The sequence below is a fragment of the Calyptranema fuscum S582 genome, from assembly GCF_055793305.1.
This window is the reverse complement of sequence record NZ_JBSLYH010000005.1, coordinates 184,746-211,098: the sequence shown is the minus strand read 5'-3', so window position 1 is coordinate 211,098 and position 26,353 is coordinate 184,746. Positions and strand designations below refer to the sequence as shown.

The following is a 26,353-nucleotide window of genomic DNA, read 5'->3' as shown; positions in this document are numbered from 1 at the left end:
AAAAACAGAGATAGGATAGAAATGTGGGGCAGGATATCTGCGAAACCTGTCTACAGGAATTCGTCACACACAAGAAAAGCCCAGGCAATTGCCCAGGCTCATATTCTCAACTAGATTCGTAACTTTGGTGTGAATTATTCTGCCCTTCACTTCTGAGGTTGGACGACCTCAGTAGGTGTGGATGCAGGTGTCAGGATGGATGTTTGGGTCTGGACAACCCACCACCCGGCACCCGCAGACCCACCAATGAGCAGTGTGGCTAACCAGGGCATTAGCTTCAATAGCAGTCGTTCAGGTAGCTGAATTCCAAAAGAAAGACCTGATGACAATCGCATCGTCAGCGTTAGTCCCAAGAACTCCGGCTTGTCTGGTTGCTGATGGATTTGGGGTCGTTTAAACAACAAAGACTCACCTCCTTTAAACCCCTTCAATGGTTTACATGGAGGCGATCGCCTAAAAAAGAATATAGCTACGGCAACTTTGCTTGGCTTAAAAAACTATTCAGACTGACTTTGGGATGTGTCGGTACTGAATCAGTAGCTGGGGTAAAACCGCAACTACTACCTAGCGCTTACTGACGCTAGAATAAGCGAGGAAAAGAAGCCGCAACGTCTTATTCTGCAAACAGACGATGCCTCTCGCATGATGTTCAGTTACCAAACACGCCAAATCAGTTCTGTCTCGGCGGCACTGACAAATACTTTATGGAACGGGTTTGTGAGAGTATGTCTTACCTCCTACTTGTTTTCGTTCTTTTTTTCTTTGGTCTTGGGCGTGCCGCCTTCCTTGGTGGTTAGGTTCCGAACGGGTCGGGGGGGTGAATAGTGTTACTTCCGAAGAGATACCACGCGCCCACGCGATTCTCCCTGCATGTATGTTAGCAAAAAAATGAGAAAGGGTACTGTAAGCATTGGCAGATATGAACTTTTCTGCAACCTCTTCAATTTCAGGATGGTTCGATACCTTCCATCCCATCTGGGCAAGGCAAGTTGTCCTGAGGATTGCTGTTTTTGCCTTTCCAATCACAAAGTCGTTCTAATCCTGACTGTCATTCGAGGGGGTAGTGCGGAGAGACATTAGACCTCGGAGGTTTTGAAACCTCCGAGGTCTTAGGAATCGCGATCAGAAACCGCAACCCCAAAATTTAATGGGCTGGCTGCAATCCCTTGATGGCGTACTTGTTGCCAACTGAGATTACCCACCGGGTCGATTTTCACGACGATCGCTTCGATCTGGCTCTGGTCAGGGGCGATCGCATTCAGCACACGGCATTCAAATTGATCACCGGATTTATTGGCACGATAGACACCACCGCAGTTAATCAGGAGGTCGCTGCCAATCTCGCTACGGCGACTCGAAGAATAGCCGATCGCGATCGCTAACCGCCAATTTCATCATTTCTTAACTTTTTTGGGCACAATTTTAAGTATTGGGAGAAATCAGTAATCCTGTGTTATTTTTTACACGGCGATCGCGTTTAGACTGTCCGTAGAGCGATCGCATGGAATCGAGGTTAGTTAGCGGGTGCAACCGTCTTTATGCCGCATAACCATTGAATTTGAGAATTTTATGCCCCAGCACCCGATGCATAGCCGCATCTTTGTTCGCAAAGTTTTGACCGACCGTGAAGCCATACTTAAAATCGATATTGCGCCAATGTCATGGCAAAAAGGGGTGATCCGTTGGGTCTTCGGTGTGGTTGCGGCTACTATTTTTTTGATTTGCTTGTCGATCATTGTGGGGCTTATCCGCCATAGCATTGTGCAAATCACCCACGCTGCGGTTGGGGATGGGATTGGTTTGCTGCTGGCAGCGGTGTTGTTTGCCACATTAGTGTTTATCAGCACCGAAGCCTGGTTAGTAGAGGCGACTGAAACCGTTCATTTAGAAATCGATCGGCAACAATTTCGCTTGCGCTGTCACTGTTGTATTCTTCGAGGCAAGCCTTACTATGAAATCCGCAGACCGACGGCTGCCATTCAGCAGGTTGATCTGCATCCCAAACGGTTAGATTGCAACGTGCAATATTTCCGATCGCCCTATGGGGTGTTTCGCTACTTTCCTAATAGTTTTGCCAGACTTACCAGTTGCGCGGTGTGGGATGGCGATCGCCCGTATGAATTTGGGTTTTATCTGGCTCAATCGGAACAGGAATGGTTGGTGCAAGAGATTTCAGAGTTTCTGGGTTGCATCCGTTCCGAAAATTTGCATTTAGATCGATAGTTTGTGGCGATCGCTCCATATCAAATCATAGTGAGAGCCTCGCAGGGCGAGGCTCTCATACCAATTTAATTAGCGATCGCACCAGATACCGTAAGGGCGCATCGCGATGCGCCCTTACACTAGATCGATGTGCCATGGAGTTTGTTTAAATCAGTATCACTATGATTGAGTTTTATTAACTAGCAGATCCGTGATTGGTTTCGGCAGGGCAAAAGCAGTAACGATTTTTGCCTTGTTTTTTGGCTTCATACATTGCCATATCAGCGCGTTTCAGCAAGTCTTCCATATCCTGGCTGTCTTTGGGATAGAGGCTGATGCCAACGCTCAGCGTTACCGAAATGGTTTTTCCTTCTAATACAAAGCTGTGAGAAAGGGTCTGCAAAATTTTCTCTGCCACGCGGCTGATATCCTGGGCGATCGGAATCGACGGTAATAACACAACAAATTCGTCGCCGCCGATGCGTGCCACCGTATCACTGCTACGCAAACAGCCAGACAGTCGTTGGGCAACCGCTTTGAGCAACAAATTTCCCATCAAATGCCCGTAGGTATCGTTGATTTGTTTAAAGCCATCCAAATCTAAAAACAATAGGGCAACAAGCTGGTTATGCTCTTTTGCCAGCTCTAGCGATTGTTTGAGCCGATCTTGAAAGAGTTCGCGATTGGGCAGTCCGGTCAGGGTGTCGTAATAAGCCATATGTCTGAGGCGATGTTCTGCCTGTCGTAGTTCAGCGTTAGAGCGCACCAGTTCTGCGGCTGTGCGCCTCAGTTCTTCTTCCACTTGTTTGCGTTGGGTAATATCCCGAATCACCCCGACTAAAAATAAATTGCCTGCGGCATCTCGATGCAGCGATCGCTTGGTAGCAATCAGATACGTCATACCATTGGCATCTGTAAATTCTTCTTCGTTTTCTTGTTCAATCCCGGTTTCAAAAATTAAGTCATCGTGGCTCCACAATTGTTTGACTTGATCGCCAGGTAAAAAGTCTTGATCAGATTTGTCGATCAAGGTTTCCAGGGAATAGCCAATCAACCGGCAATATGCCTGGTTTAAGACGATCCAGCGATGATTTTTGTTTTTGACAAAAACCGGATCGGGAATGGTATTGATCACGGAATTAAGAAATTCCTTTGACTTTTTAAGTTCTTCTTCTAGATGGGCGAAGTATCCGGTAATTGCGATCGCCGATCCCAATAGCGCGAGCATCGGTGGCACTAAGGGGATCCACCATCCGGCTAAAAATACCCAGTAGCAAACACCTGCCAAGCCTGCACCTGCAATCAAAATGCTGAGGGCAGCCCGTCCCGGCGATCGCACATACCAACTCAACACGGCACCCAACACTGACCATGCCAAAATCCACACCATCTCAACGGGTTTTGGCAACACCTGAATCAGCGATCGCCCATCCAAAGCGGCACCCAGCATCTGACTAATAAAATTGGCATGGAGTTCTATGCCCGCAATCGGCTGAGCTGCCCCAGCATGCTCGCTACTATACGCCGTATAAAAAAAATCTCTGAGGCTAACGGCAGTTGAACCAATCAACACAACGCGATCGCGCATTAACTCAGGCGGCACACGCCCTTCCAACACATCTCGCATAGAAACCTGCTGAAACTGAGACGTCGAACCTCGCAGATTTGCCAGAACCTGATAGCCCCCCGCATCAGCACGCACATAGCCCCCATCATTAGAACGAAACCGGACAAAGGTCGCCCGGTTCAGTTGCAAATAATCTGAATTACTATCAGCCGCTTCGGGGGTTATTCCTTCAGCCGCCAAATAGATTGACACTAACTTGAGCGCAAAACTCTGGTGCATTTCCTTGTCTACTTGCCAGAACAAGACCAGCCGCCGAACTTTGCCATCCGTATCAACGACCACGTTATTAAATCCAATTTGCTGTCGTTGTTCTAGCGTTGGCGGCGGTTTCACCCCCATACTCATGGCATCGGCAATTTTTTCAATGCCAATGAGATTCGGCGTTGTGGCAAATACTCGATTGAGTTGAACTTGCCCCCGATCGACCGGAATATCTCGATAAATATCTAACCCAATGACACGGGGCTGATAAGTCTTAATTTTCTCAATTAACTCTGCCATGACCTTATCGGACAGGGGCCAGGCCTGGAGCTGGTTGATATCCGCATCATCAATACCAACAATGACCACCCTGGAGTCGATCGGTTCGGGTGGGCGCAAGCGAAACAGTTGGTCAAATGCCGTTAGCTCAAACGCTTGCAATAACCCCAAAAATCGAATTGCAAAGACACAGCCTGCAACGCAACTGGCAGTGATACCAACTCGTCGATTTTGCTTTAACCAGGGTTTGATCTGGCGGCTGAATGGACTGAGGCGTTGCCGTAAGTTTTTCATCTGCTTCAACCCTTTACCCAGTTGTTGGCAAAATGGCTAAGTAATAGCTAAGAAATCAAAGATTCGACCGTTTGCGTATTACGTTGTAATAGGATTTTGCCCGTACGTACCCGATAACCCATTCGATCGGTCACCCATTTGCTCAATAAGACCTGCATTACATCCGCTTTAATTGATTTTTTGCTGGGAACCGAAATTAGCAGGTTCAGCTTTAAAACCTTTTACCTTCGGCAATACCCATGAATTAGCAAACAACCAAGCCAGTCTGTACGGTGACTACGATACAAGCGCTATAAGTGTACCCGTAGCCGATGCGATTCTTTCAAACGCATCACCCCAATTTTTTGCCCATCCAGAAAAAAGTAATGCTAGTTGGTTCTGTGCGTGCAATCTTTACAGCCAATAATCCTGGATCAATACCCTTAGGATCGTGAATGGAATAACCCTAAAGATTTAGCTTTGGCAACGTGATATTGCAGTACTGCCAGATACAAATGTTTGAGTTCTAATTAGTTTGACATCCTAAAATCACAAATTAATTAACCTATCATTCCTTTAAAAAGAATCGGGGTTAATTCAATTTATGATTCTCATCAACGAATATAGTCTGTGCCCATGCATCTTGATTTTTAATCCATCCGAGAAAGTTAGATTATCCCGATTTGATCTTAAAAAAACTGAATTGGATGGCACGAGTTCTGTTACGTCTTACTCGTATCCTCAAGTTTTTAAGGGTCAGAAGAATATTTAAAAAGGGTCATCAACGGTTAGACGATCTCTGGAAAAGGTCATCCCTGTAAATCCTAGGGGAGAAGCCTTCAGACTATGATTTTCGCCATTTTCCAAAGACGATCTAATGAATGCTTCGCCCTTGCAGGGGTAACATCTTTTTCAGAAATCTCCTTAACTGATAGCCTCTAAAGTGTCTAAATCTAAAGAATTAAAATAGGATTTTGGCGATCGCAATCTACTTCTAAAGATAGATGAGTTGTAAAAGATAATCCTTAACCTATCGGTACGATTGTTTACCTGAGGTTACGTTCCATCAATATTGTCAAACTCTTGAGAAATATAAACTTGAAAGGCTAAAAAAAATGGAAGGTGTTTGTTTTCATCGGTAAGCTTGAAGTCGATTCAGGGAGGGATGTTGACCTTCTAACTGACAAAAAATCAAGAGGTGCAGAGCAGTTATATTGACTAACAAGTAGGTGGGTAGTACCAAAAGACGACCTAATTGAGTTATGCATCGCTTGTACCATTAGACTTTTGTGAAACCTCACCTTCTCATGTGTTTGACCACCTACTTGGCACCCAGTTTTTAATATGCAACTCCTCAAGAATTGTGTATTGGTATTAGACCAGCAAACCGATGACCTAAAGACATTAGAGTCTCATTTAGAGCAATTGAGCTGCCCTGTGGTGGTGGTTAATTCTGCGGAACAGGTCATAGTGAGTATGCGACAAAGCTGCCCCTATCTTGTGATTTTGGCAGGCAACTATGAAAACTGGTCTCATACCTGGATCGATCAGTTGCGTCGGGTTGGAAGTAGCCGTGGAATTACAATTGTGGCGTTGACCGACTGCCATGCCCCTAGCTGGTTACATCAGGAGGATAATCCCGGTTTAGATGGTTTTTTGGTTAAACCGCTGACGGGGGATGTGGTGATGTCATTGGTTCAGTCAGCTTGGGTCCGGCAAAGGGTTTACTCTGTCAGTTAAACATCACCAATAAATGAACCTGTCATTCGTTTTTATAGCGGTGTGCCAGTTCATTAAGTACAGAAACGGTATTGTGGGTCGCTCCGCGACCCACAATACCGTACTGAATTCTAAGTGTTGCAAACACGAAATTTTGCAACATGGGGGTTTGGGGGCTGCGCCCCCAAGAGGGGGTAAAACCCCCTCCGCCCCCTCTAAAACTTTTAAGTTGGTGTACTAAGCCACATGCTCCTTGCTGAACCATGATGCAATTTGCGCCTTTATATCCCTGGCTGTATCAATCGCTTCAGCCAATTTTTCCAACGTGTTTATGGAGTGGCGATCCGCAATCACGGGCGATCGCCCTGACCTTTGATGATGGACCGCATCCTCAAAACACACCAGCCTTATTAGAGGTGCTAGACCACTACCAGATTCCCGCTAGCTTTTTCTGGTTAGGGGTTTGCGTCAACCACTCCCCCGCTGTTGCCAAAGCCGTCTATCAACAGGGGCATTGGATTGGGCTACATGGCTACACCCACCGCCCCTTTCCGCTGTTGTCGAAAGATACCCTGAAGCAAGACCTGGCGACCACACAACAGGCGATCGCCCAGGCGTGCGGTTTAGATCTGGCAGAGGCGCGCCAGCAATTTCGGGATGTCCGTCCGCCTTACGGGGTGTTTGTGCCGCGCACATTAGCTCACTTATGGCAATGGGCATATCGTCCGGTGATGTGGAGTGTGGTTCCAGAAGATTGGGCTAAACCGGGGATCGATGTGGTCGTCAGGCGGGTGTTAAAGCAGACTCAAAATGGCTCGGTGATCGTTTTACATGATGGGTACACGGGGGGAGAGGATGTCGCGGCGATCGCTGCCCAACTGATTCCTAAACTATTGGCACAGGGCTATCAGTTTGTCACGGTCGATCAACTGTGGCACCTCAAACCCTAAAATCAGCAACACCAAATCATGAACACCAAATCATGGACGTTCGGTAGTTCTCCAGAGAAAATAGAGATAATCTGATCAATCTCAGCCGCTTCGCCCAATTAAAGCTACGATCAAAGTTTGCGATCGCAATCCCTGAGAATGCGATCGCAACGAGCTAGAATTTTAGGTTTCATTTGGCTTAAACCCTACTTTAAAAATAGGTTGCAGTAGATAAGGACGCATTTTTCCGGCATCTTTATCTACCTCTTTATTTTTATTCTTTAGGGAACGAACTTAAATTCTAAAGATGCATCTATGAGATTCCGACACGAGTGTTGCGAACCCTATATTCTGCAACATTGGGTGTGGGAGCCGCGCCCCCACGCAGGGGTTCCACCCCTGCACCCCGTCGTCAAACTTTTAATTGGGTCTACTAGCAACTATTTCAGACGGGTTCACTCCCTCTAATCCGGGAGTTTCCATTGAACCCCATTTGTTCCCTGATTCCAACAACGATAGACAGATCAACGATTTCACGCCAATTCAAAGCACTTCAACCCATAATAGTCCTGTGCTACCTCCAGTTATAGACGAGGGAGATTGCTTCCCTTTCAAATTTTGGTTTAATAACAACATCCAGGATGGGATGTACTACCGCAACGAGCTGTTTTATAGACTCCATACAGTCGATATCGGCAATCGGGCGCGGCTCTATCACTATGCCTGCAAATTATCTCAACGCGATACAGTTGTGGTCAGTGCGTCTGACACCGGCTGTAGCATTTGGGTCAGTCTCAGAAGTCCAGGGGCAACCCAGTTTCAACCCGGAGAATATCGCATCTTCCCATTCGTAGAACATGCGACCGAAGATAGCTAAACATCAGTAAAGGAGTAGACGCAGAGGCTATGCCTCTGCGTCTACTCCTTTAAATGCAGACGATGGTTACAAAGAAGATGCGATGGAGGAATGCCTCTTAATCGAGGTCGTTGTCGTCCTCATCGCCAGAATTTTTCATTTCTTCTTTGAAGCCTCTGAGTGTTTTGCCCAATGCGTTGCCCAATTCTGGAATTTTCTTAGGACCAAAAATAATGAGAGCGACGATCGCAATAATGCTGACTTCGGGCCAACCCAAACCAAATGCCATTTGACTCTCCCTAATAGTGTTCCGGTAGAACTGCCATTTATCTTTCTCTAACTATTGTTGCAAACCCCAAATTTTGCAATACGGGGTTGGAGGTTACGCCTTTTAGCGGTTGGGTTAAGCCGTTTTTGCGAGGCGCTTTGCTTTGGCTTGTTGGTGCAAATAGTCAAACACGCTCTTATCGCCAATGTCATCGGGAATCGCCTGGATGGTTTTGCGCAGGGCAAAGACCAAAAATAGGGCAGCCCAGGTAGCCAGTAACGCTTGTTCCCAACCGACCGACAAAATCCCCACCATATGCCCCAGCAGCAAGGCAGGCAGTAAGGGGGTTAATACTTTCGTTTCCAGTCGATTAAAGCAAAACGCTTCTTTGAAAAAGATGCCCGTCAACGCCGCAAATGTAAACCCGATCCCCAGGAGGGTCAGGGGTTGAGTATAAATCGTCAGGGCAAGGGGAGCTGGATCCGCCAGGGCGATCGCGATCGCAGCGATGGAGCCAATGGCTAAAAAGGCTTGCAAGGCTCGGTGCAACGGTTCCAGATAGATATGGATGGTAAATAAACTCACGCCCAGGGCTACAGAGAAGCCAGCATAGAGAACAGTTAGGGCGGAAAGCACCATTGGGGTCGTGCCCTGCCACAGGACTAACGCACTGCCCAGACCAAAACAAATAGCCGCGACCATCAAGCCTGCCCGATAGATCACAACTCCCTGGCGATCGCCCCTGGTAATCGTAAATTCTCCAAACTGCCCTTGATAAACCACGGGTTCAGTTGCTACCGATCGATCTTCAGAATTCATGGCTGTCTTCCCACTTACTCCAACGCCTTACTTATCAGCATACGGTTGTATTTTAAATTTGGGGTTGATTTTTTTGTAGGGCACCCGTGCCCTGCAAGCGTAACTATCACTCTGGTGGAAACACAATCTCAACAGCATCTCCCCAACTCAGAGGCAATCGAGTCTGGGCACTGCCGCCATTGACCGCAATTTCAACCCAACCATGACTGCCCACCAAACTCAACACTGTTCCAAGGGGAACGTCGGCATAGGTCTGGTTTCCAGGCACAAGCGTCTGCTGAACAACCACGTCCCAACTCTTGGATTGCACCAATTCTGCCGGAATTGTGGTGATCAGATTGCCAAAGTGGTCAATGGATTGGATGTGCCCCCGAAGACCTGACGGTGTCCGCGTCCAATCGGGTAACGCGTTTGATACAAGGGTAGCGGGATCGATCAGGGTGCCTACGGCTGGGAGCGGTATACCCCTGGCTAGATGTGCGCCAACCGGGGCAAAAATATCGCGTCCATGAAAGGTAGCACTGGGATTTGCCGATCGCCAATAGTCGGGATTGTTCAGCTCGACCGCTGTGATGACGGAATGCTGAGTTAAAATACCGCTGAAAATGCCATTATCGGGTCCGACCAGAAAGCCATCGGCAAGTTGCAGCGCGATCGCCCGTCTCAGGCTTCCCACCCCCGGATCAACCACGGCAACATGAACGGTTCCCGTAGGAAAATAAGGATACGCCGTCATCAGGTGAAACCGGGCTGCCAGAATATTTTGAGGAGGGATCTGGTGAGTTAGGTCAATAACCGTGATATCCGGCGCAATCTGGGCGATCGCTCCCTTCATCACCCCAACATAGGTATCTTGTCCACCAAAATCGGTTAACAACGTCAGAAAACCGTGGGTCATCACCCTCCTCTCCCCAGACTTTTCGGTTAGTTTTGAAAGAGACGCGCTTTGCGCATCTCTCGGATTAGCTTTAAGGCGATTTCTAAACACGAGTACTGAGTTGATGCACCTGACCCCCTCTCATGTCCAAAAACTAGAACAATTTTTAGAGCGAGTGAAGGGAGAGACCTACCCCGAACCCACTTCGACGTTGCATACGCAAATTAGCCAGAAAATGCTGGATATTTTTATTGAGAAATGCTCAATTCAGCCAGGGGCAAGCATTTTAGACATCGGTTGTGGTCAGGGTGTGGCACTGGAACTGTTTCTGCAAAAAGGCTTTCAACCCATTGGCATCACGCTCAATTCCATCGACGTCAAAGCTTGCCGAGAAAAAGGGTACACCGTTTATGAAATGGATCAGTCGTTTCTAGACTTTGCTGACCAGAGTATTGACGGCATTTGGTGTCGTCATTGTCTGGAACATAGCATCTTCCCCTATTTCACTCTCAGCGAATTTTTCCGGGTGCTAAAACCAGACGGTGCCCTGTATGTCGAAGTACCCGCCCCTGACACGACCAGTCGGCATCAGTCTAATCGCAATCATTACAGCGTTTTGGGCAAAACCATGTGGGCAGAACTATTTCACCGCAGTGGGTTTAAATTGGTGGACGTTGCCGATATTAACTTTCAAACGCAGTTAGGTGCAGATACTTACTGGGCATTTATTCAACAGAAACTCAGCCCAAGCAGCGGAGACACTGCCTCCACTGCTTAAGCTCAGCGATTGATTAGCCCTGATGGGATTAGAAGCGATCGCCAATCGTAAAGTTCAACGCGCTACTATCATCATCGCTAACGGCAAACTCCAGACGTGCCAGGCCAAACGGCGTCACGGCTCGTAAGCCAACCCCAAAGCCAAAGCCATCACCCGGTCTGCCTCGCACCTCAGCCGGATTGCCCGTGACTTCATCGGCAGTCCCTAAGTCAGAACCATAGTCTACAAATAGTGCACCTGCCAGATCGATATCGTTCGGTCCCATCGTCAGAGAGGCGATCGGGAAGCGATACTCTACCGTTGCTTGCACAAAGCTACTACCCGAGCCAACGCCACCTTTACCAAACCCACGCACCGAGTTGATGCCACCCAGGTTAAACGCTTCGTAAGGCGGTACATCCCCTAAAATCGTGCCCCCTTGCAGGTTTAACACCAACACCCGTGGTCCCTCGCTAAAGCCAAACAAATTCAACGGCAGAAACTCCGTTACGTTCCCTGCAATGCGGGTAAAGCCAATCTCGGCATCGCCTACCGGGATCGATTGATCAATGCCAAAGCGAATCCGAGATCCACGACTGGGATAGAGTGGTGCATCAACGGTGCTGTAAATAGCCGCCAAGTTGACCGTCAATAAATCATCCTGCCCCGTGTCGCCAAAGGTGAGGCGATTGCCGTCTTCATCAAAAGCATAGACATCACTGCCAAACAAGTCATCACGCACAGAAACACGTTGATAGTTGACGCCAAGCGACGCACTCAGATTAGGTGCTACGGGTTGGAAATATTCCAACCCACCGCCTAAGCGATGCACCCAGGGCGTATCACCGTTGGGCAGATCAACATCGGGATCGCCCCCTGAGAAAGCCGGATAAAAAGACCGCTGGTTGAAAATATTGACCGAAAACCCTCGACGCGGCGACTCTTCCAGCAAATAGGTATAGCTCAGGTCGAGCGCTGCAATGCTGGAACCACCGACAGCTTCTAACAACAGATATTGGGTGTCGCTAAAGTTCAGGCGGGCATGACCGCTTAAAGAAAAGCCCCGACGCTGGTTATTCCCCGGAATTACCGTTCTGGCGCGAGTTGCCCCCTGGAGTGCTGTTGGTGGTCGCAGCCCTGACCCTAAGCCAGCACTAAACCGCAGCCCATCATCGATCTCGACTTCAACCGGATCTTCGGCTTGCGCCATGCGAAACGCCTGATTTTCAGTAAACAAGCGATCGCCCGACTGGGGACGCAACAAATCGCTAGCCTCGGTCGATAATGATTCATCCTCCACCCGTGCCTCTATAGCAGGGGTTTGCCCATCCAGGGATGTGACAGCGGGTGCGATCGCAGCGGGTGCTTCAGTCTCAACCGCATCTGCTGCCACGGCATCTGCTGAAATAGATTCAGGTTCAACCGGATCTACGGCAACGGCATCTGCTGCCACCGGATTCGTAAGATCTTCGGGAGCCACCAGAGGATTCTCTGCGGCAGTCGAGTCAGAGGGGGTTGCAGCAGCATCGGTGACATCAATTTCAGCATCCCCGACAGGTAGAAGGTCAGCGTCAGCAGAGTCTAGAGGAGCATCAGTCGCGATCGCTGTTGGAGAGACATCCTGAGCGTACAATGCTGTATCCGGTGTCGTCTGCCCCCAACTGGCAGTCGCAAAAAGCAGGCTAGCTGAAGTTGTTCCTAGAGCCAAAACCAGCTTGTTGAAAACAATCGGTGAATGACGTGCTTGCATCTATTCCTCACACAGTTAAATAGGGCGGTTGTCAAAGGGTGGGCGATACGGACTCAGCACAAACGATGGTTTGCAGTGTACTGCCCTCAGCAGGGCACACGATGAACCCTGAACCTTACTCCAACATCAACAGGTAGTTCTAAAAAAGGCATGATTTTTTGTTGCGCGGGCGACGCCCGCGCAACAAAAAATCATGCCATGAATACCACTACCCATCAACGTTGTCATAAATTTGCCGGGTAATTTCCGGATTTGCTTACAGAATGGCTCAAAAAGCCGCAAAATGAAACAGGTTTTGGCAAAAGGTTAGGATTTTTCGAACTGTAAAGCCCTCATAACCCTCCATCACAGCCACCTTCTGTGAAAAAAGCCGATTTGCCAAGGATGAGGGGCATCGTCAGGTTAGATAAATTTCTTTACACTGGGAAGAGTCCGTAAGTTTTCTGTGTTCATTTGTGCGATCGCCTTAACCCCTATGTTGCTTCAGCCGACCCAACGCACCAAACTGGATGAATCCGACGATACGCTGTTTTATGATTTTCCTCGATTTGTCACCCATGTCGATGACCCGTTCATTCAACAGCTCACCGACCTCTACCGAGAACGACTCACACCCGGTACGCATATTTTTGACATGATGAGCAGTTGGGTCTCCCATTTACCCGAAGACCTCTCATTTGCTCATGTTGAAGGGCATGGCATGAACGCCGAAGAACTCGCCCGCAACCCCAGATTAGATCACTACTTCATCCAAAACCTGAACGACAAGCAACTCTTACCGTTAGCAGATCAGTCCTTTGATGCCGTATTGAATACCGTTTCAATTCAATATCTGCAATTTCCAGAAGCCATCTTTGCCGAAATCTATCGCATTCTCAAACCGGGCGGCATCGCTATCATCAGCTTTTCGAACCGGATGTTTTACCAGAAAGCGATTCAGGCATGGCGCGATAGCTCTGAAGCAGACCGCATCGAACTGGTCAAACACTATTTCAACGCTATCCCTGGCTTCACGCCACCCGAAGTCGTGTCTCGACAGTCGGCGCTGAATAACGTCATGCAACTGTTTGGCATGGCTGGAAGCGATCCCTTTTATGCCGTGATCGCTCAACGTAAGGTCTCCCCTTAAAACTTTAGGAACCCGTTGTTTCACTGAATTCTGACGGATGTTGTGTCGGAGCCATCCAATCCCGTAAGCATCACAAATTAATTAAAACCCGGAAGTTTATTTTTGGAAGCGCGGCGGAGCCGCGCTTCCAAAAATAAATCTTCGGTTTTATTAAATCCACGATACTAAGGGCGTAGCATTTGGGTAAGGATTTTCGAGGCAAGCCTAAGGATTTTCTACCAAATGCCACGCCCCTACACTGGGGCAACGCAAACTGAGCTAGAACCAGGTTGTTTTATAAAATCTCCGTTTGGTTGGAGTGAGGCTCTACCTCGCCCTGACTAAACGGGGATTTTATTTTATCTATAACAGTGTGCCAGTTCGTTAAGTCCAGAAATGCTGCTGTGGGGCGCTCTGCGCTCCACAGCAGCGTACGGAATCAACCGACACAGCACTATATTATCTATCAGACATCTTTTCACCGTATTTATACGTAGAAAAGAAGAGAAAGCGATCGCCTCTTTACCTGCACTTATAGCGATTCTCACGGGTGTGAAAAACGAGTTGCTATGTAAGAGCACAGCGTCCACACAGCAACCATAATCCGTCTATACGAAGCGCGATAAACACTGGCTTCAAGTTCAGCTCATCAAGTCTTTAATCCGAATATCCGGTATAAAAAGTAACGTCGCGAAGAAAGGAAATAGCATCGTGTGTAATTTCCAATCAACCTGTCTTTAACAGAGTTGCAACCAAGACGAAGGTAGCTCGTATGGCAAATCGCGAACATGTCTCGTTACTCAAAGCTGGCGTCGAAATGTGGAATGGGTGGCGCAAGTTTAATTCCGACAAACCCGATCTGAGTGGTGCAAACTTAAGTCTGATCAGCCTCAAAGGAGCCAATCTTTCCAATGCCAACCTCATTGGCACCAATTTAATCGGGGCAGACTTGAGTGAAGCAGACCTGAGTCGAGCTTTTATCATCAAATCTCGATTAATGGGCGCGTCATTAATCGGCACAAACCTGATTGGGGCTATGTTAAGAGGCGCAGATTTAGCCGAAGCCAACCTCAGTCGGGCAAATCTAAGTAAGGCAGACATTGCAGAAGCCTTATTGACAGGGGTCAATTGCAGTGGAGCCTACTTTATCGAAAGTGTGCTCAATGGAACCAACCTCAAATCCATTGATGCCACGGGCGCAAATTTTAGTAGAGCCAAACTCAATCGGGCAATCTTGATCGAAGCCGATCTCACCTGTGCTAATTTGACCCAATCCAGCCTGATCGAAGCTGTCATGAGTAAGGCAATTTTGAGTCAAACTATTTTCACAAAAACCGACTTAAGGGGAGCCGATCTCAGCCAAACCAATTTGACAACGGTTGATCTGAGTAGTGCAAATTTGCAAGGTGCGACGTTACCCGCTGCGGACGTCTATTGTGTCAAACCATCAACCTAATATAGCGATCCTATTTGATTTGTGAACCTGATCGGTTGTGAAAGCGCCCGCCCGAAGGGCGGGCGCTTTCACAACTGATTTAGGATTGCTATAGCTGGATTGAGCTATGCTTCGGGCAAAGTAATACGATTGTTGTAGATTTATTGCCAATTACTGAGCCATCGCCGCTTTCGCACCCCAGGAACATGACGCGGCTTTGCAATGTTGGTATAAAAAGATAGGTTAATTCCTCTGTTGGAGTTATCCAGGGCAGCTGACCTGGTTATGTAGCAATATGCGAGTTGATTAAGTAGAGGGGGTGCAGGGGGCGGTGCCCCCTGCGTGGGGGTTCCACCCCCACACCCCGTGCTTAACCCAAGCGGGTATCGCTATATTTACAGTTGTAAATCAGGCATCAGCGATCGCCCGGTCAGGGTGCTTCCAGGTTTTGCGATCATTTGTCCTGCTAGCGCAACTTAGGGAAGACATCAATCATGCAGAAAGTTCTGTATATTTTGGGTGAGTTGAGTGACGAAGATATTAATTGGTTAGTAGAAGTCGGTAACCGGCAAGATATTGCACCTGGCACCATCTTGATTCGAGAAGGATATCCTGTCGATACGCTTTATATCTTGCTTGCCGGAGCTTTAATTGTTTCGATTTCTGCCCTTGAAGGTCGGCAAATTGCTAAATTGGCAACGGGGGAAGTGGTCGGTGAAATGTCGTTTATTGACGATAGCCCACCGTCTGCAACCGTACAAACCTTAGAAGAGTCCGTAGTTCTAGCCATTCCCCGAACGTTACTCAGCGAAAAGCTGCATCAAGATGTTGCCTTTGCGGCTCGGTTTTATCGGGCTTTGGCGATTTTGCTATCGCAGCGACTGCGCGGCACCGTCAAACAACTGGGCGATGAGAAAACAGCGGCGAGTCAACCCACCGACCCTGTAGTAGCGCCTGCCCCCCTGGACAATGCCGCGATCGCCCAGGTACGGTTTAACCAGCTATTGGAAAAGCTGATGGGTGTGCAAAACGAACCGGCATTAGAGTGATTTCAGTTAGGGCGATCGCACTCTTTGCCGTAAAATCCATACCTAAAACTTATATCAGTAGAAAACATACCAGTCTTAGGGGAGAAAACTTTAAGATCAAATCCAGGTTTGTCCTTAACTCCCTATGACCTCGGATATTTTCTACCAATTTGACCACATTCATCCTTCAGACCGATGGGTTGTAGGAGATAAGGCGTTTTACCTGAGCGTATTAGCACAGCAAGGTTGCCCTGTGGTTCCAGGGATAGTGGTGTCAGCTCCGGCATTTCGCCAGTTTTTGGAAGATGTACATTGGCAAGAGCCGTTATTTTCCGATTTTCCTAACTCTTCCCTCTATTTAGACGTAGACGATCCGCAGCAGTTGCAGGAAATTGCCCAACGCTTACGTCATACACTTCAGGCAACGCCGTTGCAAGATGATTGGGTATCTGAGTTAGAGCGTCTGGTTCAGGCGTGGCAGATGCCAACCGTGATCTTGCGTCCGTCGCTATCCATTACCAGCAGCCGCGATTCTTCCCTCAGCCAAAAAACCAAAGGGCTATTTAAGTCTCAGGTTTGTCCCGTGACCCAAGAGGCGATCGCTGAGGGATTAAAGCAAGTTTGGGGAACCTTGTTTCAAGCTAAGAGTTTGCTATATTGGCAGCGCCTGGGCATCCAGCTCCATAACGTCAACCTGGCAGTTTTAATCCAACCCATACAATCGGCGATCGCATCAGGAGACATCGCCATTCAAGTTCCTGAGCTAACCATCCAGGCAACTCTGGGGTTAGGTATGGCAATTGGTGAAGGGAAAGTATTACCCGACTGGTATTCAATTCAAACTCAAACGGGGCAGCTACAAGACTATCGGTCTGGCACTAAAATATTTTCTTATCACATTGGCACCCCTGCTCAACCGTCTGCCAATCCCATGCCGTCAGCGTCGTTATTAACGCAAATCACGCCCGCAGGCACAGGGTTGCAGGCACACCTACTTGACCATTCACAACAAAGACAACCGGCGATCTCAGAACCGCAGATCCAGCAATTGGTTCACATGGCTAAACAGGCGATCGCCGTCCTCGAAAGTCCCCTGTATTTAGAATGGACGATTCCGGCTGGCTCCGAGACAAGCCCATCTATCCCCCTGATTACCCAGGCGTCTCCCCTGTTCACCCAACGGGAAAGCACCTGGCACACGATCCCTGAAGCCGCTGTCCCGGTTTCAGCACCCTCCGCTGAGTTACTGCCATCTGATCCTGATTTTTTGCCATCTGAGGTGTTGTCTACCGCGTTTACTGGAATTGCTGCTGCTACCGGGCGCGCCCTGGCTGAAGCCTGGGTGATTGAGGAGTGGGGGCTTGCCCCCAGCCACGTGCCAACGGGCAAAGTGCTGGTGGTACCTACCCTGTTACCCGAACAGGTGTCCTGGATTGCGGGTGCCGTTGGGGTGGTGACGAGTCAGGGGGGAGTTACCAGCCATGGGGCAATTGTGGCGCGTGAGCTAAGAATTCCAGCCGTAGTTGGCATTGGTCAGGCGATCGCCCAGATCAAAACCGGAGATGTGCTGTTAGTCGATGGCGATCGCGGTGTGGTCTATCAGTTAAAACCGGAGTTGGGCAACTCATCACTTTCAGAGATTGCAGAAACCTACCCTGATCATTTTCCGGAACCCGTTGCCCGCGAACGGCAGGATGAAATGCTGCACCTGCCTGCCAAATCTAACGCAACGCAGTTATTTGTCAATTTAAGTTATCCCAATGCGCTTTCAGACATTGCTGCCTTACCGATTGATGGGGTAGGGCTGTTGCGTGCCGAACATTTGCTGATCCATATCTTGCGATATCAGCATCCAACCCGTTGGCTAGAACGCAAGCAAGAATTGGTCGAGCAATTAGCCAGTCAGATTTTGCAATTTGCCAGTGCCTTTGCCCCCCGTCCGGTGTTCTATCGCACGCTAGATTTGCGATCGCAAGAAATTCCTATTCCCGGAATGGACAATGGCGAGGTGGAACCCAATCCCACTTTGGGATTACACGGCACCCTGAGCTATCAAATCAATCCGGCACTGTTTGATATTGAGCTAACTGCCCTGCGCCAGGTGCAGCACAGTGGGTTTAGCAATGTGAAGTTGCTGTTGCCCTTTGTCCGCACCGTAGAAGAGTTCACGTTTTGTCAGCAACGGGTTGTGCAAAGCGGGTTAACATCTGCTCCAGACTTTCAAGTTTGGATTATGGCAGAAGTTCCGTCTGTTTTATTTTTGCTACCCGACTATGTGAAAGCGGGTGTTCAGGGTGTTTCAATTGGTAGCAATGATTTGACCCAGTTGATTTTGGCAGTCGATCGCGATCAACAACAAATGAAAGCTGCCTTTAACCAGTGCCATCCTGCTGTCTTAAGAGCATTGCAACATCTGATTCAAACGGCTCGCCAAGAAGGCATTCCCTGTTCCATCTGTGGTCAGGCTCCGGCTCAATATCCTCAATTGGTCGAGCAGTTGGTTCGCTGGGGGGTAAGTGCAATTTCGGTTAGCCCCGATGCGATCGCCCAGACCCATGAAGCGATCGCCAGAGCCGAACAACGCTTATTGTTAGAAGCCATTCGCAGCACCCTGGTTAACGACAACTCACCGTTGCTTTAAGCGGTGCTGATGATGGGGATAGATTTGAACGTGAAACCGAAGGTTTCACGTTCAAATCTATCCCCCAAAAGAATGGAGTTTAATTTGGGCAGGAGCCTCAGCAATGCTTTAATTTAAGGATTGTGGATTTAATAAAACCGAAGATTTATTTTTGTCAGCGCGGCGGAGCCGCGCTGACAAAAATAAACGTCCGGGTTTTAATTCATTTGTGATCCTAAGTGCTTTCGGGGGGATTTTTGCGGCGTTTTCTTAGCTCTCTGGCTTTTTCTTGCAATTTCTGGAACTCTTCATTTTCAGTAATTTCAGCCACTTCTTTGGCTCTACGCGACTGATCAATCATAATGGTGAGTTCTTGAATCTTGTTCTTCAAGCTTTGCTCACGAGCAAGCACTTCATTCACCATACTTTGAAAAATCCGTGCCAGTTGCCCCAGTTCATCGCCGCGATTAGCCACTCTTGAAAGTTGTTGGGTTTCGGCTTCCTTTAAACTGCTCTGAGCTTCTATCGAGCCAGACCCTAACTTATGGGACAGTTTTGCCAGATATTGCAGGGGTCGCAAAACGGTTGGGTTGAGCAACCAGTTAATTGCCAGAATAGCTATCAGAAAAACGCCAATAAACAACCCAATAATGGAAGAAAATGAGCGCCGCGCAGACTCAAACACTTCCTCGGCAGGAACGTACACCACTTGCGAGCCAATGATGGAATTGACCTCCCAGCCAAAGCCATTTTCTCGACCATAGATGTCTAGCATTTCTTTGGGTGCATCGTCTGGCACACCATGACAGCGCAGGCAGCTTTCACTGCGAATACTCAAGGGTCGAGCGCTGTAAAATACTAACCCTTTGTCCGGCAAATCACGAAAGCCCGACAGTTCTTCAGTAGCCGCATGATCACGAAAGTCCTGGATCAGCTGTAATTCAAATGGATCTGCCTGATCGATAGGACTGGTAGGGTTAAGCACGGCTTCTTTATAGAGAAGCATTTTTTTGGTGCCACTCACTTCGCCAGCTTGATTTTCCTCTTTAAGCAAGTTCTCAAACACTTGTCTGGCGACAAAAGAAGGGACTTCTTCAGGGACGAATTCATCTGGATTACCGTTGGTTGTCAGCAGGGGATTGAGTACGAGATTGGTATAGTCTCTGACAGAGTTGATAGTTTTCATTAACATCAACCCTTCGACGGCAACCTGTGACTCTGCTCGTTTTTGCAAAGCTTGAGACAGGACAAGACCGCCCAATGAGCTGCCAATGAGAAAAACGACTAGCAAGAGAATGGTAAATTTAGCTCCGAGCTTAAATTTGCTTAGCATGATGTGCCGTAGTATTTGCGATCGCCAGCGAAGGTGAATTGAACCCAATCTTAATGGTCTGCCAACGTCAGGAAGCGATCTGTAGCCTCCAGTAATGCAACCCGAATTCCCGGTTCGGTCATGGAATGTCCGGCATCTGGGATCACGACAAATTCTGCTTCAGGAAACGCGTTGTGCAAATCCCATGCCGTTATCATCGGACAGACCACATCATAACGTCCCTGGACAATCACCGTGGGAATATGGCGAATGCGATCGCAATTCTTTAACAATTGATCTTCCGATGCCAGAAACCCTTTGTTGATGAAATAGTGACACTCGATTCGGGCAAACGCTTCAGCCAGTTGGCTGCTGCTAAACTTTTCCTGCAACGCCGGATCAAGCAATAGCTTACTGGTGCTGGCTTCCCACAACGACCATGCATGAGCTGCGGTCAAGCGTACCTCGCGATCGGGACTGGTCAGCCGTCGATAATATGCCCCGATCAAATTATCTCGTTCCTCCACGGGAATCGGTTGTAAATACGCATCCCAGGCATCGGGGAAGAGGTAGCTACAGCCCTCTTGATAAAACCACAGCAGTTCTTTTTGACGCAACATAAAGATGCCACGCAAGATTAACCCCGTACAAACGTTTGGGTGAGTCTGGCTATAGGCGAGTGCCAGAGTGCTGCCCCAGCTGCCACCAAACACAACCCATTGCTGAATGCCCAAATGGGTTCGTATCCGTTCGATATCATCGACCAGATCCCAGGTTGTATTTTCGCGCAACTCCGCATGGGGAGTGCTGCGTCCGCAGCCGCGTTGATCAAACAAGATCACCCGCCACTGCTGGGGATCAAAATAACGTCGGTAGATAGGGTCAATGCCGCCACCGGGTCCGCCATGCAAAAACACCACTGGCTTTCCAGTTGGGTTGCCGACTTGTTCGTAATAAAGCGTGTGCAAATCAGAAACCTGAAGGGTTCCGTGATCGTAAGGTTCAATAGCAGGATATAGTTCACGCATAGCTAATGTCGTATAAGAGCACTTCTAATCTAGACTGGTTTCTAGTTGCTAAATTCTTGTCGGGGGGATATCGGATCAGATGCGGATCTTGTTTGTTGCAGCAGAAGCGGCTCCACTCGCCAAAGTTGGTGGCATGGGAGATGTTGTCGGAGCACTTCCCAAAGTGTTGAGAGCGATGGGTCATGATGTTCGCGTGTTCATGCCCTACTATGGCTTCGTACCAGACAAGGTCAAGGTTCCTAAGGAACCGATCTGGGAAGGCTTTGCAATGTTCCAAAGCTTCAAGGTCTACGAAACCAAATTGCCTGATTCGGATGTACCCCTCTATCTATTTGGTCATCCTGCCTTCGCCGCTCGTCGGGTTTATGCCGGGGAAGATGAAGACTGGCGGTTTACCCTATTTTCCAATGGAGCTGCCGAATTTGCCTGGAATTATTGGAAACCGCAGATCATTCACTGCCACGACTGGCACACCGGCATGATTCCTGTGTGGATGCATCAGTCGCCCGACATTGGCACTGTATTCACAATCCACAACCTCGCCTATCAAGGTCCGTGGCGCTGGAAGTTAGAGCAAATGACCTGGTGTCCGTGGTATATGCAGGGGCACAACGTCATGGCGGCAGCGGTGCAGTATGCCAATATGGTGACGACGGTATCGCCTACCTATGCGCAACAAATCCAAACACCCGCCTATGGTGAGCAATTGGAAGGGTTGCTGTCGTTTATTAGCGGCAAGTTAGTGGGGATCTTGAACGGAATCGAAAACAGTTCGTTTAATCCCCAAACAGATAAGCATCTGACCCAAAATTTCACCGTTGATACGTTAGATAAACGGTCAGCCAATAAGATCGCCCTGCAAGAAGAGGTGGGGCTGGAGGTTAACTCCAAAGCCTTTGTCATTGGCATGGTGACGCGACTGGTTGAGCAAAAAGGGCTGGATCTGGTATTACAAATTCTCGATCGGTTTATGTCTTACACCGATGCGCAATTTGTCGTGTTGGGAACCGGCGATCGCTATTATGAGACGCAATTGTGGCAGTTAGCCTCGCGTTATTCAGGACGCATGGCAGCTTACCTGCTCTACAACGATCCCATTGCTCGTCGGATCTATGCGGGTTCCGATGCCTTCCTGATGCCGTCGCGGTTTGAACCTTGCGGGATTAGCCAAATGCTGGCGCTGCATTATGGCTGCGTTCCTATCGTTCGCCGGACGGGTGGGTTAGTCGATACCGTTTCGCACCACGAACCGATGGAACATGCAGGCACAGGCTACTGCTTCGATCGCTATGAACCCCTCGACCTTTACACCTGCCTGGTTCGTGCCTGGGAAGGCTTCCGCTATAAAGATCGATGGACAGAATTGCAACAACGGGGCATGAAGGAAGACTTTGGTTGGGAGAAATCAGCCCAAGAATATATCAAGGTCTACCATCGGGTCATCGGTGTCGCAGAAGATGCCGACTCCAGGGACTTCAAACCCGAAGTCGTCGTGCCCGAAGTGACAGCGACCGCCTAAGCTGAGTTCGTTTGATAACTCTAGCGCTTCGCGCCTGGATAAATTCTGGTTGATGTGGGAGCCGCGCGAAGCGCGGCTCCCACATCAACGTTTACTTCATGCCATGGAGAATTGCTATAGCAGCCGAAAGGCTGGTTAGGACAAGAGTGCGGGAGCACAGCCCCCGCACTCTTGTCCTGATAAACCATTCAATTGCTATAGGAATGGGAGTTAAATAATACCGATTTAAACAGACTCCATGGCACATCAATCTAGTGTAGGGGCGCATCGCGATGCGCCCCTACGGTATCTGGTGCGATCGCTAATTAAATTGGTATGACGTCGATGATTTGTGGTACGGGCGAACGGTCGTTCGCCCTTTCAAACGATTCAATAGTCGATTTGATTGAATCCATCCTTACTGCCATTCTCCCTGAAGGGTAAAGGCAGCCCAGTAATAGGGATTTCGCCAGGTACCATCGGAATTTTCGAGCAACTGGATCTGCGCTGCCCTGAGAGATTCTGACGCGGGTCGTTGTCGATCGAGCAGTTGATGGTAAAACTCGCCCATTAAGTCAGCCGTAGCTTCATCATTGACACTCCAAAGACTGACAACGACACTGTTGACCCCGGCATACATAAAACCCTGAGTCAAACTCAATAAGCCTTCGCCCCCAATTTCTGTGCCCAACCCCGTCCGACAGCCACTTAAAACCACCAGATCAGCATTCAGCATGGGTTGCAAAGCAAACACATCTTTCATGCGCAGGAAACCGTTTTCTCGTTGGGGTACTCCGTCTGCATTGAACTGAGATAGCACTAAGCCTGAATTTTCAGGTTGGCGATCGTCTAGGAACCCGTGGGTAGCAAAGTGAATCACCTGGTAATCGCTTAGCTGCTCAAAAATGGCATTGCGAGTGGCAGCAAAATCTAGAATGGGAAGGTAGGGGAAGCCATCGTCATCGGCTTCGTTTTCAATCCGTTCGGCTTCCTGTCGGGTGCCGGGTAAGCGAGGAAAATTGCCAGCGGCGATGGGGCTCGTCCGTTCTTGGGTTGGCGAAGAGGGAGAGGTATTGGATGCTGTCGCATCTTCAGGCGATCGCAACCGCTCATCATTGAGCGTAAAAACAGGGTCAGCGATAACAGCAACTTGCGTGTCATCGGAGTCAATTCTGTGACGTCTTTCTTCACGCTGTCGCTGTCGTAATAGAGATAGTGTCGAAATCGAAGGTAAGTTGACAATTTCGTGTTGGGTGATCAACGGCGGGGGTAAATTTTCGCGATCGCGAGGCGTATTTCCTAACACCGTATTGCACGTTTGCGATGGTGCAGGAATAGGCAACGCACTAAAGGGCACGTACCGCAACGCTCCGTCTGAGACAATGACTAACCGTTGTTCATCCAAGCGATCGGCAATACAGCCCAATAACATCTGACTCAACGGCAGACCTTCATACGCCGTATAGTTGGCTGAAGACGACATCCGTTTGAGCAACTCAACAAACGTTTGAGCCGCATTTTGAATCACGCCCCGGCTGGGCAGTTGATAGGTTTCCACTCCCTCCGCCGAAATCACCCATAAATAACTGTGGCGTTCTCCCAACCAATATTCTAATAACAGCGTGTTGTCATCCACTAACAGTTGGGCAATCGCCGCTTTATTTTTGAAGTCCAGATGGGGCGGGCGGTTGATGCGGCTGTATTCAGGATTGGTTTCGCTGATTTGTTCCCAGAGCTGTTTATATTGTTCGGCTTTGGCTTTAATTTGGTTGAGTAATTCCTCGCGTTCGGCATCGGCTGCTGCATCGCTAGTTTCTGACACTGCCTCCAGTGCCATGCGATCGCCAGCCGCTATATCGGAACCTGAAGCGTCCAGAGCAACAACGTCTGATGGACTGGCATCAGTTTCAGATGGTTCTGTGGTATCTGATTCTGCGGTGTCTGGTTCTGTGGTATCTGATTCTGCGGTGTCTGGTTCTGTAGCATCGACGCCCGATGATGATTGCAGCTCTGATGCTGTTGTTTCAGGTGCTATCACCTCAGAACTGGCACCGTTCTCTGCATTATCTGTGACGCCTGCTGTAGCAAGGGCTTCAGCATCTGGCGGCGTGGGCATGGAGACAGGGACAAGTTGCCTTAATATATTCTGGTCAAACGATTCTCCATTGAGCTGTTTCCATCGCTCTACCAGACGGCTAAAGTCTGCTCTCAGAGTGCGTTCTTGTGAGGCTAATGTATCATCGCCAATACGTTGATAGACATCGGCATCGGTTAACAGTTCAATCAAGCCGCGTGCCCGTGCCCGTTCGCTGACTTCCAGGGCTTCGATATCAAACCGCTGGGTGGGATTGTCTTCATGCAATTGCATTAAGACATCGATATAAAAATCGTAGAAATCTTGAGTGCTACTGAGAGACACTGCCAGATCTCGATAGGTTTCGTAGCCTTCTTCTTGCAACAAAAGCGTCGCCAGCAAGCTCTGGCTATCGACCCGACCGGGGAAAGAATCAACGATTTTATTAACCGATTCTTCCAGTAAATCTTTGACTTGCAAATAGGCAGCTTCTGCTTCACTGCGACGGTTGAGGGAAACCAGGGCATTGCCCAGATTGACGTATTGAATCGCAGTTGGGGCAAATTCGATCGCCTTTTGGTAGTCAGAAACTGCCAGTTCTAAATTTTCGCGACCGATCAATTCAGAGCGGGCAACTCCCCGATTGTTGTAAGCGGCAGCAGCCATACTCGGCGATAAATCAGTCTCCTGAGGAATCAGCTCAATTGCCCGGTTATATTGGGCGATCGCTTCATCCAAACGACCTTGCCGTCGTAAACTTCTGCCCAATTCAACGCAGGTGCGCACGGTAGAGCATTCTGATTCACCAATTCTCACCCGGTTAGCGGCATCTTCATCCGCTTGAGCTTGCTGGGGTTGATTGAGTTGGCGATAGGCGATCGCCCTTGCTTCATAGGCATTGGCGAGATTTTGACTATAGCGTCGGCGCAAATTGGGGAAGGCATCATATTCCGCTTGCCATAGCTCTAACGCTCGGCTAAACGCAGCGATCGCCTCTTGTATCGTTGCAGTCGGTCGCGTTACCCCTTCAGGTTGAGGCTGTTCCAACAACGACTGCCCCAGCCCGTAGTACACGTCTGCCAGTGAACCTCGTTCTGTGACTGACTGCGTAGCTTGTTGATAGGTTGCGATCGCCTCGTCATAGCGCCCCAGACGTCGGAATAATCGCCCCAAGTTCCGGTAATCGCCTGCCTGTCGGTAGAGCCGCAGAGCAATGTCATACTCTGTTTGTGCTGTGGTGGGAATGTCCGTGTTTCCCCGACGCAGGGCTTCGGCTAACGATTCCCGAATTTGGGCAAGGTTCAACCCCTGATCATAACTTTCCTGGGTGTCTTCGTAGGTGGCGATCGCTTCTCGATAATCGGCGATCGCTTCATCCCAACGACGTTGTTGAGCCAGGGTAATGCCACGCTGATAGTAACCAAACGATAGGTTTGAACAAAGGGATAGGGCGGCATCAAACTGAGCGATCGCATCATCCAGTTGATCGCTGGATCGATAGCGAATGCCTTCTAACACCTGTGACGTAGCTCGACCCCGATCGGGCGATCGCAGGGCACACTGATCTGCCGTTGGGGGTGTGGCTTGTGCTTGAATCGATAGTTGTGGAAGCTGAGAGATTGCACTTTGAGGAGTTGAGAGCAGGGCAACTGTCGTAACTAGTGTCAAAAGCCGCTGATTGCTCATGATCGTC

20 protein-coding genes are annotated in these 26,353 nt (G+C 48.9%); 11 read left to right on the top strand and 9 right to left on the bottom strand.

The window, feature by feature from the left end:
* Positions 1-146 precede the first annotated feature (146 nt).
* Positions 147-404, bottom strand: coding sequence for a hypothetical protein (locus tag ACR6Z4_RS05820; protein ID WP_479716283.1), 258 nt, complete (start codon positions 402-404; stop codon positions 147-149).
* 765 nt (positions 405-1,169) lie between these two features.
* Here ACR6Z4_RS05820 and ACR6Z4_RS05815 point away from each other — a divergent pair.
* Positions 1,170-1,382 (top strand): hypothetical protein, encoded by a 213-nt coding sequence (locus tag ACR6Z4_RS05815; protein WP_479716282.1) that lies wholly within the window; start codon positions 1,170-1,172, stop codon positions 1,380-1,382.
* 187 nt (positions 1,383-1,569) lie between these two features.
* A complete protein-coding gene (locus ACR6Z4_RS05810) occupies positions 1,570-2,223 on the top strand; it encodes a hypothetical protein (protein ID WP_479716281.1) in 654 nt (217 codons plus the stop codon).
* Between the two features lie 175 nt (positions 2,224-2,398).
* Here the strand turns inward: ACR6Z4_RS05810 and ACR6Z4_RS05805 are convergent, their stop codons facing one another.
* A complete protein-coding gene (locus tag ACR6Z4_RS05805) occupies positions 2,399-4,603 on the bottom strand; it encodes a CHASE2 domain-containing protein (RefSeq protein WP_479716280.1) in 2,205 nt (734 codons plus the stop codon).
* Between the two features lie 1,323 nt (positions 4,604-5,926).
* Here ACR6Z4_RS05805 and ACR6Z4_RS05800 point away from each other — a divergent pair.
* From ACR6Z4_RS05800 to ACR6Z4_RS05790, 3 genes are all read left to right on the top strand, one after another.
* The gene (locus ACR6Z4_RS05800) at positions 5,927-6,322 is read left to right on the top strand and encodes a response regulator (protein WP_479716279.1); all 396 of its coding nucleotides are present in this window, start codon (positions 5,927-5,929) and stop codon (positions 6,320-6,322) included.
* Positions 6,323-6,567: 245 nt separating this feature from the next.
* Positions 6,568-7,251, top strand: coding sequence for a polysaccharide deacetylase family protein (locus ACR6Z4_RS05795; RefSeq protein WP_479716294.1), 684 nt, complete (start codon positions 6,568-6,570; stop codon positions 7,249-7,251).
* Between the two features lie 550 nt (positions 7,252-7,801).
* Complete coding sequence (locus ACR6Z4_RS05790) at positions 7,802-8,107, top strand: hypothetical protein (RefSeq protein WP_479716278.1); 306 nt, start codon at positions 7,802-7,804, stop codon at positions 8,105-8,107.
* Between the two features lie 97 nt (positions 8,108-8,204).
* Here the strand turns inward: ACR6Z4_RS05790 and tatA are convergent, their stop codons facing one another.
* The 3 genes from tatA to ACR6Z4_RS05775 all read right to left on the bottom strand — a co-directional run bounded on the left by tatA (position 8,205) and on the right by ACR6Z4_RS05775 (position 10,071).
* Positions 8,205-8,375: a twin-arginine translocase TatA/TatE family subunit gene (gene tatA / locus ACR6Z4_RS05785; protein ID WP_479716277.1), complete on the bottom strand. Its 171-nt coding sequence runs from the start codon at positions 8,373-8,375 to the stop codon at positions 8,205-8,207.
* Between the two features lie 114 nt (positions 8,376-8,489).
* Positions 8,490-9,173 carry a DUF2301 domain-containing membrane protein gene (locus ACR6Z4_RS05780; RefSeq protein ID WP_479716276.1) on the bottom strand — a complete coding sequence of 228 codons (684 nt, stop codon included), beginning with the start codon at positions 9,171-9,173 and terminating at the stop codon, positions 8,490-8,492.
* A 106-nt stretch (positions 9,174-9,279) separates the two neighbouring features.
* Positions 9,280-10,071: an SAM hydrolase/SAM-dependent halogenase family protein gene (locus tag ACR6Z4_RS05775; protein ID WP_479716275.1), complete on the bottom strand. Its 792-nt coding sequence runs from the start codon at positions 10,069-10,071 to the stop codon at positions 9,280-9,282.
* A 103-nt stretch (positions 10,072-10,174) separates the two neighbouring features.
* Between ACR6Z4_RS05775 and ACR6Z4_RS05770 the strand changes: the two genes are divergently transcribed.
* Positions 10,175-10,828: a class I SAM-dependent methyltransferase gene (locus tag ACR6Z4_RS05770; protein WP_479716274.1), complete on the top strand. Its 654-nt coding sequence runs from the start codon at positions 10,175-10,177 to the stop codon at positions 10,826-10,828.
* A gap of 28 nt (positions 10,829-10,856) precedes the next feature.
* Here ACR6Z4_RS05770 and ACR6Z4_RS05765 read toward each other — a convergent pair whose 3' ends face one another.
* Positions 10,857-12,557 (bottom strand): BamA/TamA family outer membrane protein, encoded by a 1,701-nt coding sequence (locus ACR6Z4_RS05765; RefSeq protein WP_479716273.1) that lies wholly within the window; start codon positions 12,555-12,557, stop codon positions 10,857-10,859.
* Between the two features lie 475 nt (positions 12,558-13,032).
* Between ACR6Z4_RS05765 and ACR6Z4_RS05760 the strand changes: the two genes are divergently transcribed.
* The 4 genes from ACR6Z4_RS05760 (at position 13,033) to ACR6Z4_RS05745 (ending at position 18,769) form a co-directional block, all read left to right on the top strand.
* Positions 13,033-13,686, top strand: coding sequence for a class I SAM-dependent methyltransferase (locus tag ACR6Z4_RS05760; protein ID WP_479716293.1), 654 nt, complete (start codon positions 13,033-13,035; stop codon positions 13,684-13,686).
* 751 nt (positions 13,687-14,437) lie between these two features.
* On the top strand, positions 14,438-15,121 hold the full coding sequence (locus ACR6Z4_RS05755; protein ID WP_479716272.1) for a pentapeptide repeat-containing protein: 684 nt from the start codon (positions 14,438-14,440) through the stop codon (positions 15,119-15,121).
* A gap of 470 nt (positions 15,122-15,591) precedes the next feature.
* The gene (locus tag ACR6Z4_RS05750; RefSeq protein ID WP_479716292.1) at positions 15,592-16,149 is read left to right on the top strand and encodes a cyclic nucleotide-binding domain-containing protein; all 558 of its coding nucleotides are present in this window, start codon (positions 15,592-15,594) and stop codon (positions 16,147-16,149) included.
* Between the two features lie 124 nt (positions 16,150-16,273).
* Complete coding sequence (locus ACR6Z4_RS05745; protein ID WP_479716271.1) at positions 16,274-18,769, top strand: putative PEP-binding protein; 2,496 nt, start codon at positions 16,274-16,276, stop codon at positions 18,767-18,769.
* A 214-nt stretch (positions 18,770-18,983) separates the two neighbouring features.
* Here ACR6Z4_RS05745 and ACR6Z4_RS05740 read toward each other — a convergent pair whose 3' ends face one another.
* Both ACR6Z4_RS05740 and pip read right to left on the bottom strand, forming a co-directional pair.
* The gene (locus tag ACR6Z4_RS05740) at positions 18,984-20,081 is read right to left on the bottom strand and encodes a Tll0287-like domain-containing protein (protein ID WP_479716270.1); all 1,098 of its coding nucleotides are present in this window, start codon (positions 20,079-20,081) and stop codon (positions 18,984-18,986) included.
* Between the two features lie 50 nt (positions 20,082-20,131).
* A complete protein-coding gene (gene pip / locus ACR6Z4_RS05735) occupies positions 20,132-21,088 on the bottom strand; it encodes a prolyl aminopeptidase (RefSeq protein WP_479716269.1) in 957 nt (318 codons plus the stop codon).
* Between the two features lie 79 nt (positions 21,089-21,167).
* On the opposite strand from pip, the gene glgA reads away from it, so the two are divergent.
* Complete coding sequence (gene glgA / locus ACR6Z4_RS05730; protein ID WP_479716268.1) at positions 21,168-22,607, top strand: glycogen synthase GlgA; 1,440 nt, start codon at positions 21,168-21,170, stop codon at positions 22,605-22,607.
* 397 nt (positions 22,608-23,004) lie between these two features.
* Here the strand turns inward: glgA and ACR6Z4_RS05725 are convergent, their stop codons facing one another.
* A complete protein-coding gene (locus ACR6Z4_RS05725; protein ID WP_479716267.1) occupies positions 23,005-26,346 on the bottom strand; it encodes a CHAT domain-containing protein in 3,342 nt (1,113 codons plus the stop codon).
* Positions 26,347-26,353 lie beyond the last annotated feature (7 nt).

What these genes read in the sequence shown, in the direction of transcription:
- ACR6Z4_RS05765 (WP_479716273.1), bottom strand. Translation starts at nt 12,557, where the DNA reads ATGCAAGCACGTCATTCACCGATTGTTTTCAACAAGCTGGTTTTGGCT.
- ACR6Z4_RS05755 (WP_479716272.1), top strand. Translation starts at nt 14,438, where the DNA reads ATGGCAAATCGCGAACATGTCTCGTTACTCAAAGCTGGCGTCGAAATG.
- ACR6Z4_RS05745 (WP_479716271.1), top strand. Translation starts at nt 16,274, where the DNA reads ATGACCTCGGATATTTTCTACCAATTTGACCACATTCATCCTTCAGAC.
- ACR6Z4_RS05775 (WP_479716275.1), bottom strand. Translation starts at nt 10,071, where the DNA reads ATGACCCACGGTTTTCTGACGTTGTTAACCGATTTTGGTGGACAAGAT.
- ACR6Z4_RS05760 (WP_479716293.1), top strand. Translation starts at nt 13,033, where the DNA reads ATGTTGCTTCAGCCGACCCAACGCACCAAACTGGATGAATCCGACGAT.
- ACR6Z4_RS05770 (WP_479716274.1), top strand. Translation starts at nt 10,175, where the DNA reads ATGCACCTGACCCCCTCTCATGTCCAAAAACTAGAACAATTTTTAGAG.
- tatA (WP_479716277.1), bottom strand. Translation starts at nt 8,375, where the DNA reads ATGGCATTTGGTTTGGGTTGGCCCGAAGTCAGCATTATTGCGATCGTC.
- ACR6Z4_RS05815 (WP_479716282.1), top strand. Translation starts at nt 1,170, where the DNA reads ATGGCGTACTTGTTGCCAACTGAGATTACCCACCGGGTCGATTTTCAC.
- ACR6Z4_RS05780 (WP_479716276.1), bottom strand. Translation starts at nt 9,173, where the DNA reads ATGAATTCTGAAGATCGATCGGTAGCAACTGAACCCGTGGTTTATCAA.
- ACR6Z4_RS05740 (WP_479716270.1), bottom strand. Translation starts at nt 20,081, where the DNA reads ATGCTAAGCAAATTTAAGCTCGGAGCTAAATTTACCATTCTCTTGCTA.
- pip (WP_479716269.1), bottom strand. Translation starts at nt 21,088, where the DNA reads ATGCGTGAACTATATCCTGCTATTGAACCTTACGATCACGGAACCCTT.
- ACR6Z4_RS05795 (WP_479716294.1), top strand. Translation starts at nt 6,568, where the DNA reads ATGCAATTTGCGCCTTTATATCCCTGGCTGTATCAATCGCTTCAGCCA.
- ACR6Z4_RS05805 (WP_479716280.1), bottom strand. Translation starts at nt 4,603, where the DNA reads ATGAAAAACTTACGGCAACGCCTCAGTCCATTCAGCCGCCAGATCAAA.
- glgA (WP_479716268.1), top strand. Translation starts at nt 21,168, where the DNA reads ATGCGGATCTTGTTTGTTGCAGCAGAAGCGGCTCCACTCGCCAAAGTT.
- ACR6Z4_RS05725 (WP_479716267.1), bottom strand. Translation starts at nt 26,346, where the DNA reads ATGAGCAATCAGCGGCTTTTGACACTAGTTACGACAGTTGCCCTGCTC.
- ACR6Z4_RS05810 (WP_479716281.1), top strand. Translation starts at nt 1,570, where the DNA reads ATGCCCCAGCACCCGATGCATAGCCGCATCTTTGTTCGCAAAGTTTTG.
- ACR6Z4_RS05800 (WP_479716279.1), top strand. Translation starts at nt 5,927, where the DNA reads ATGCAACTCCTCAAGAATTGTGTATTGGTATTAGACCAGCAAACCGAT.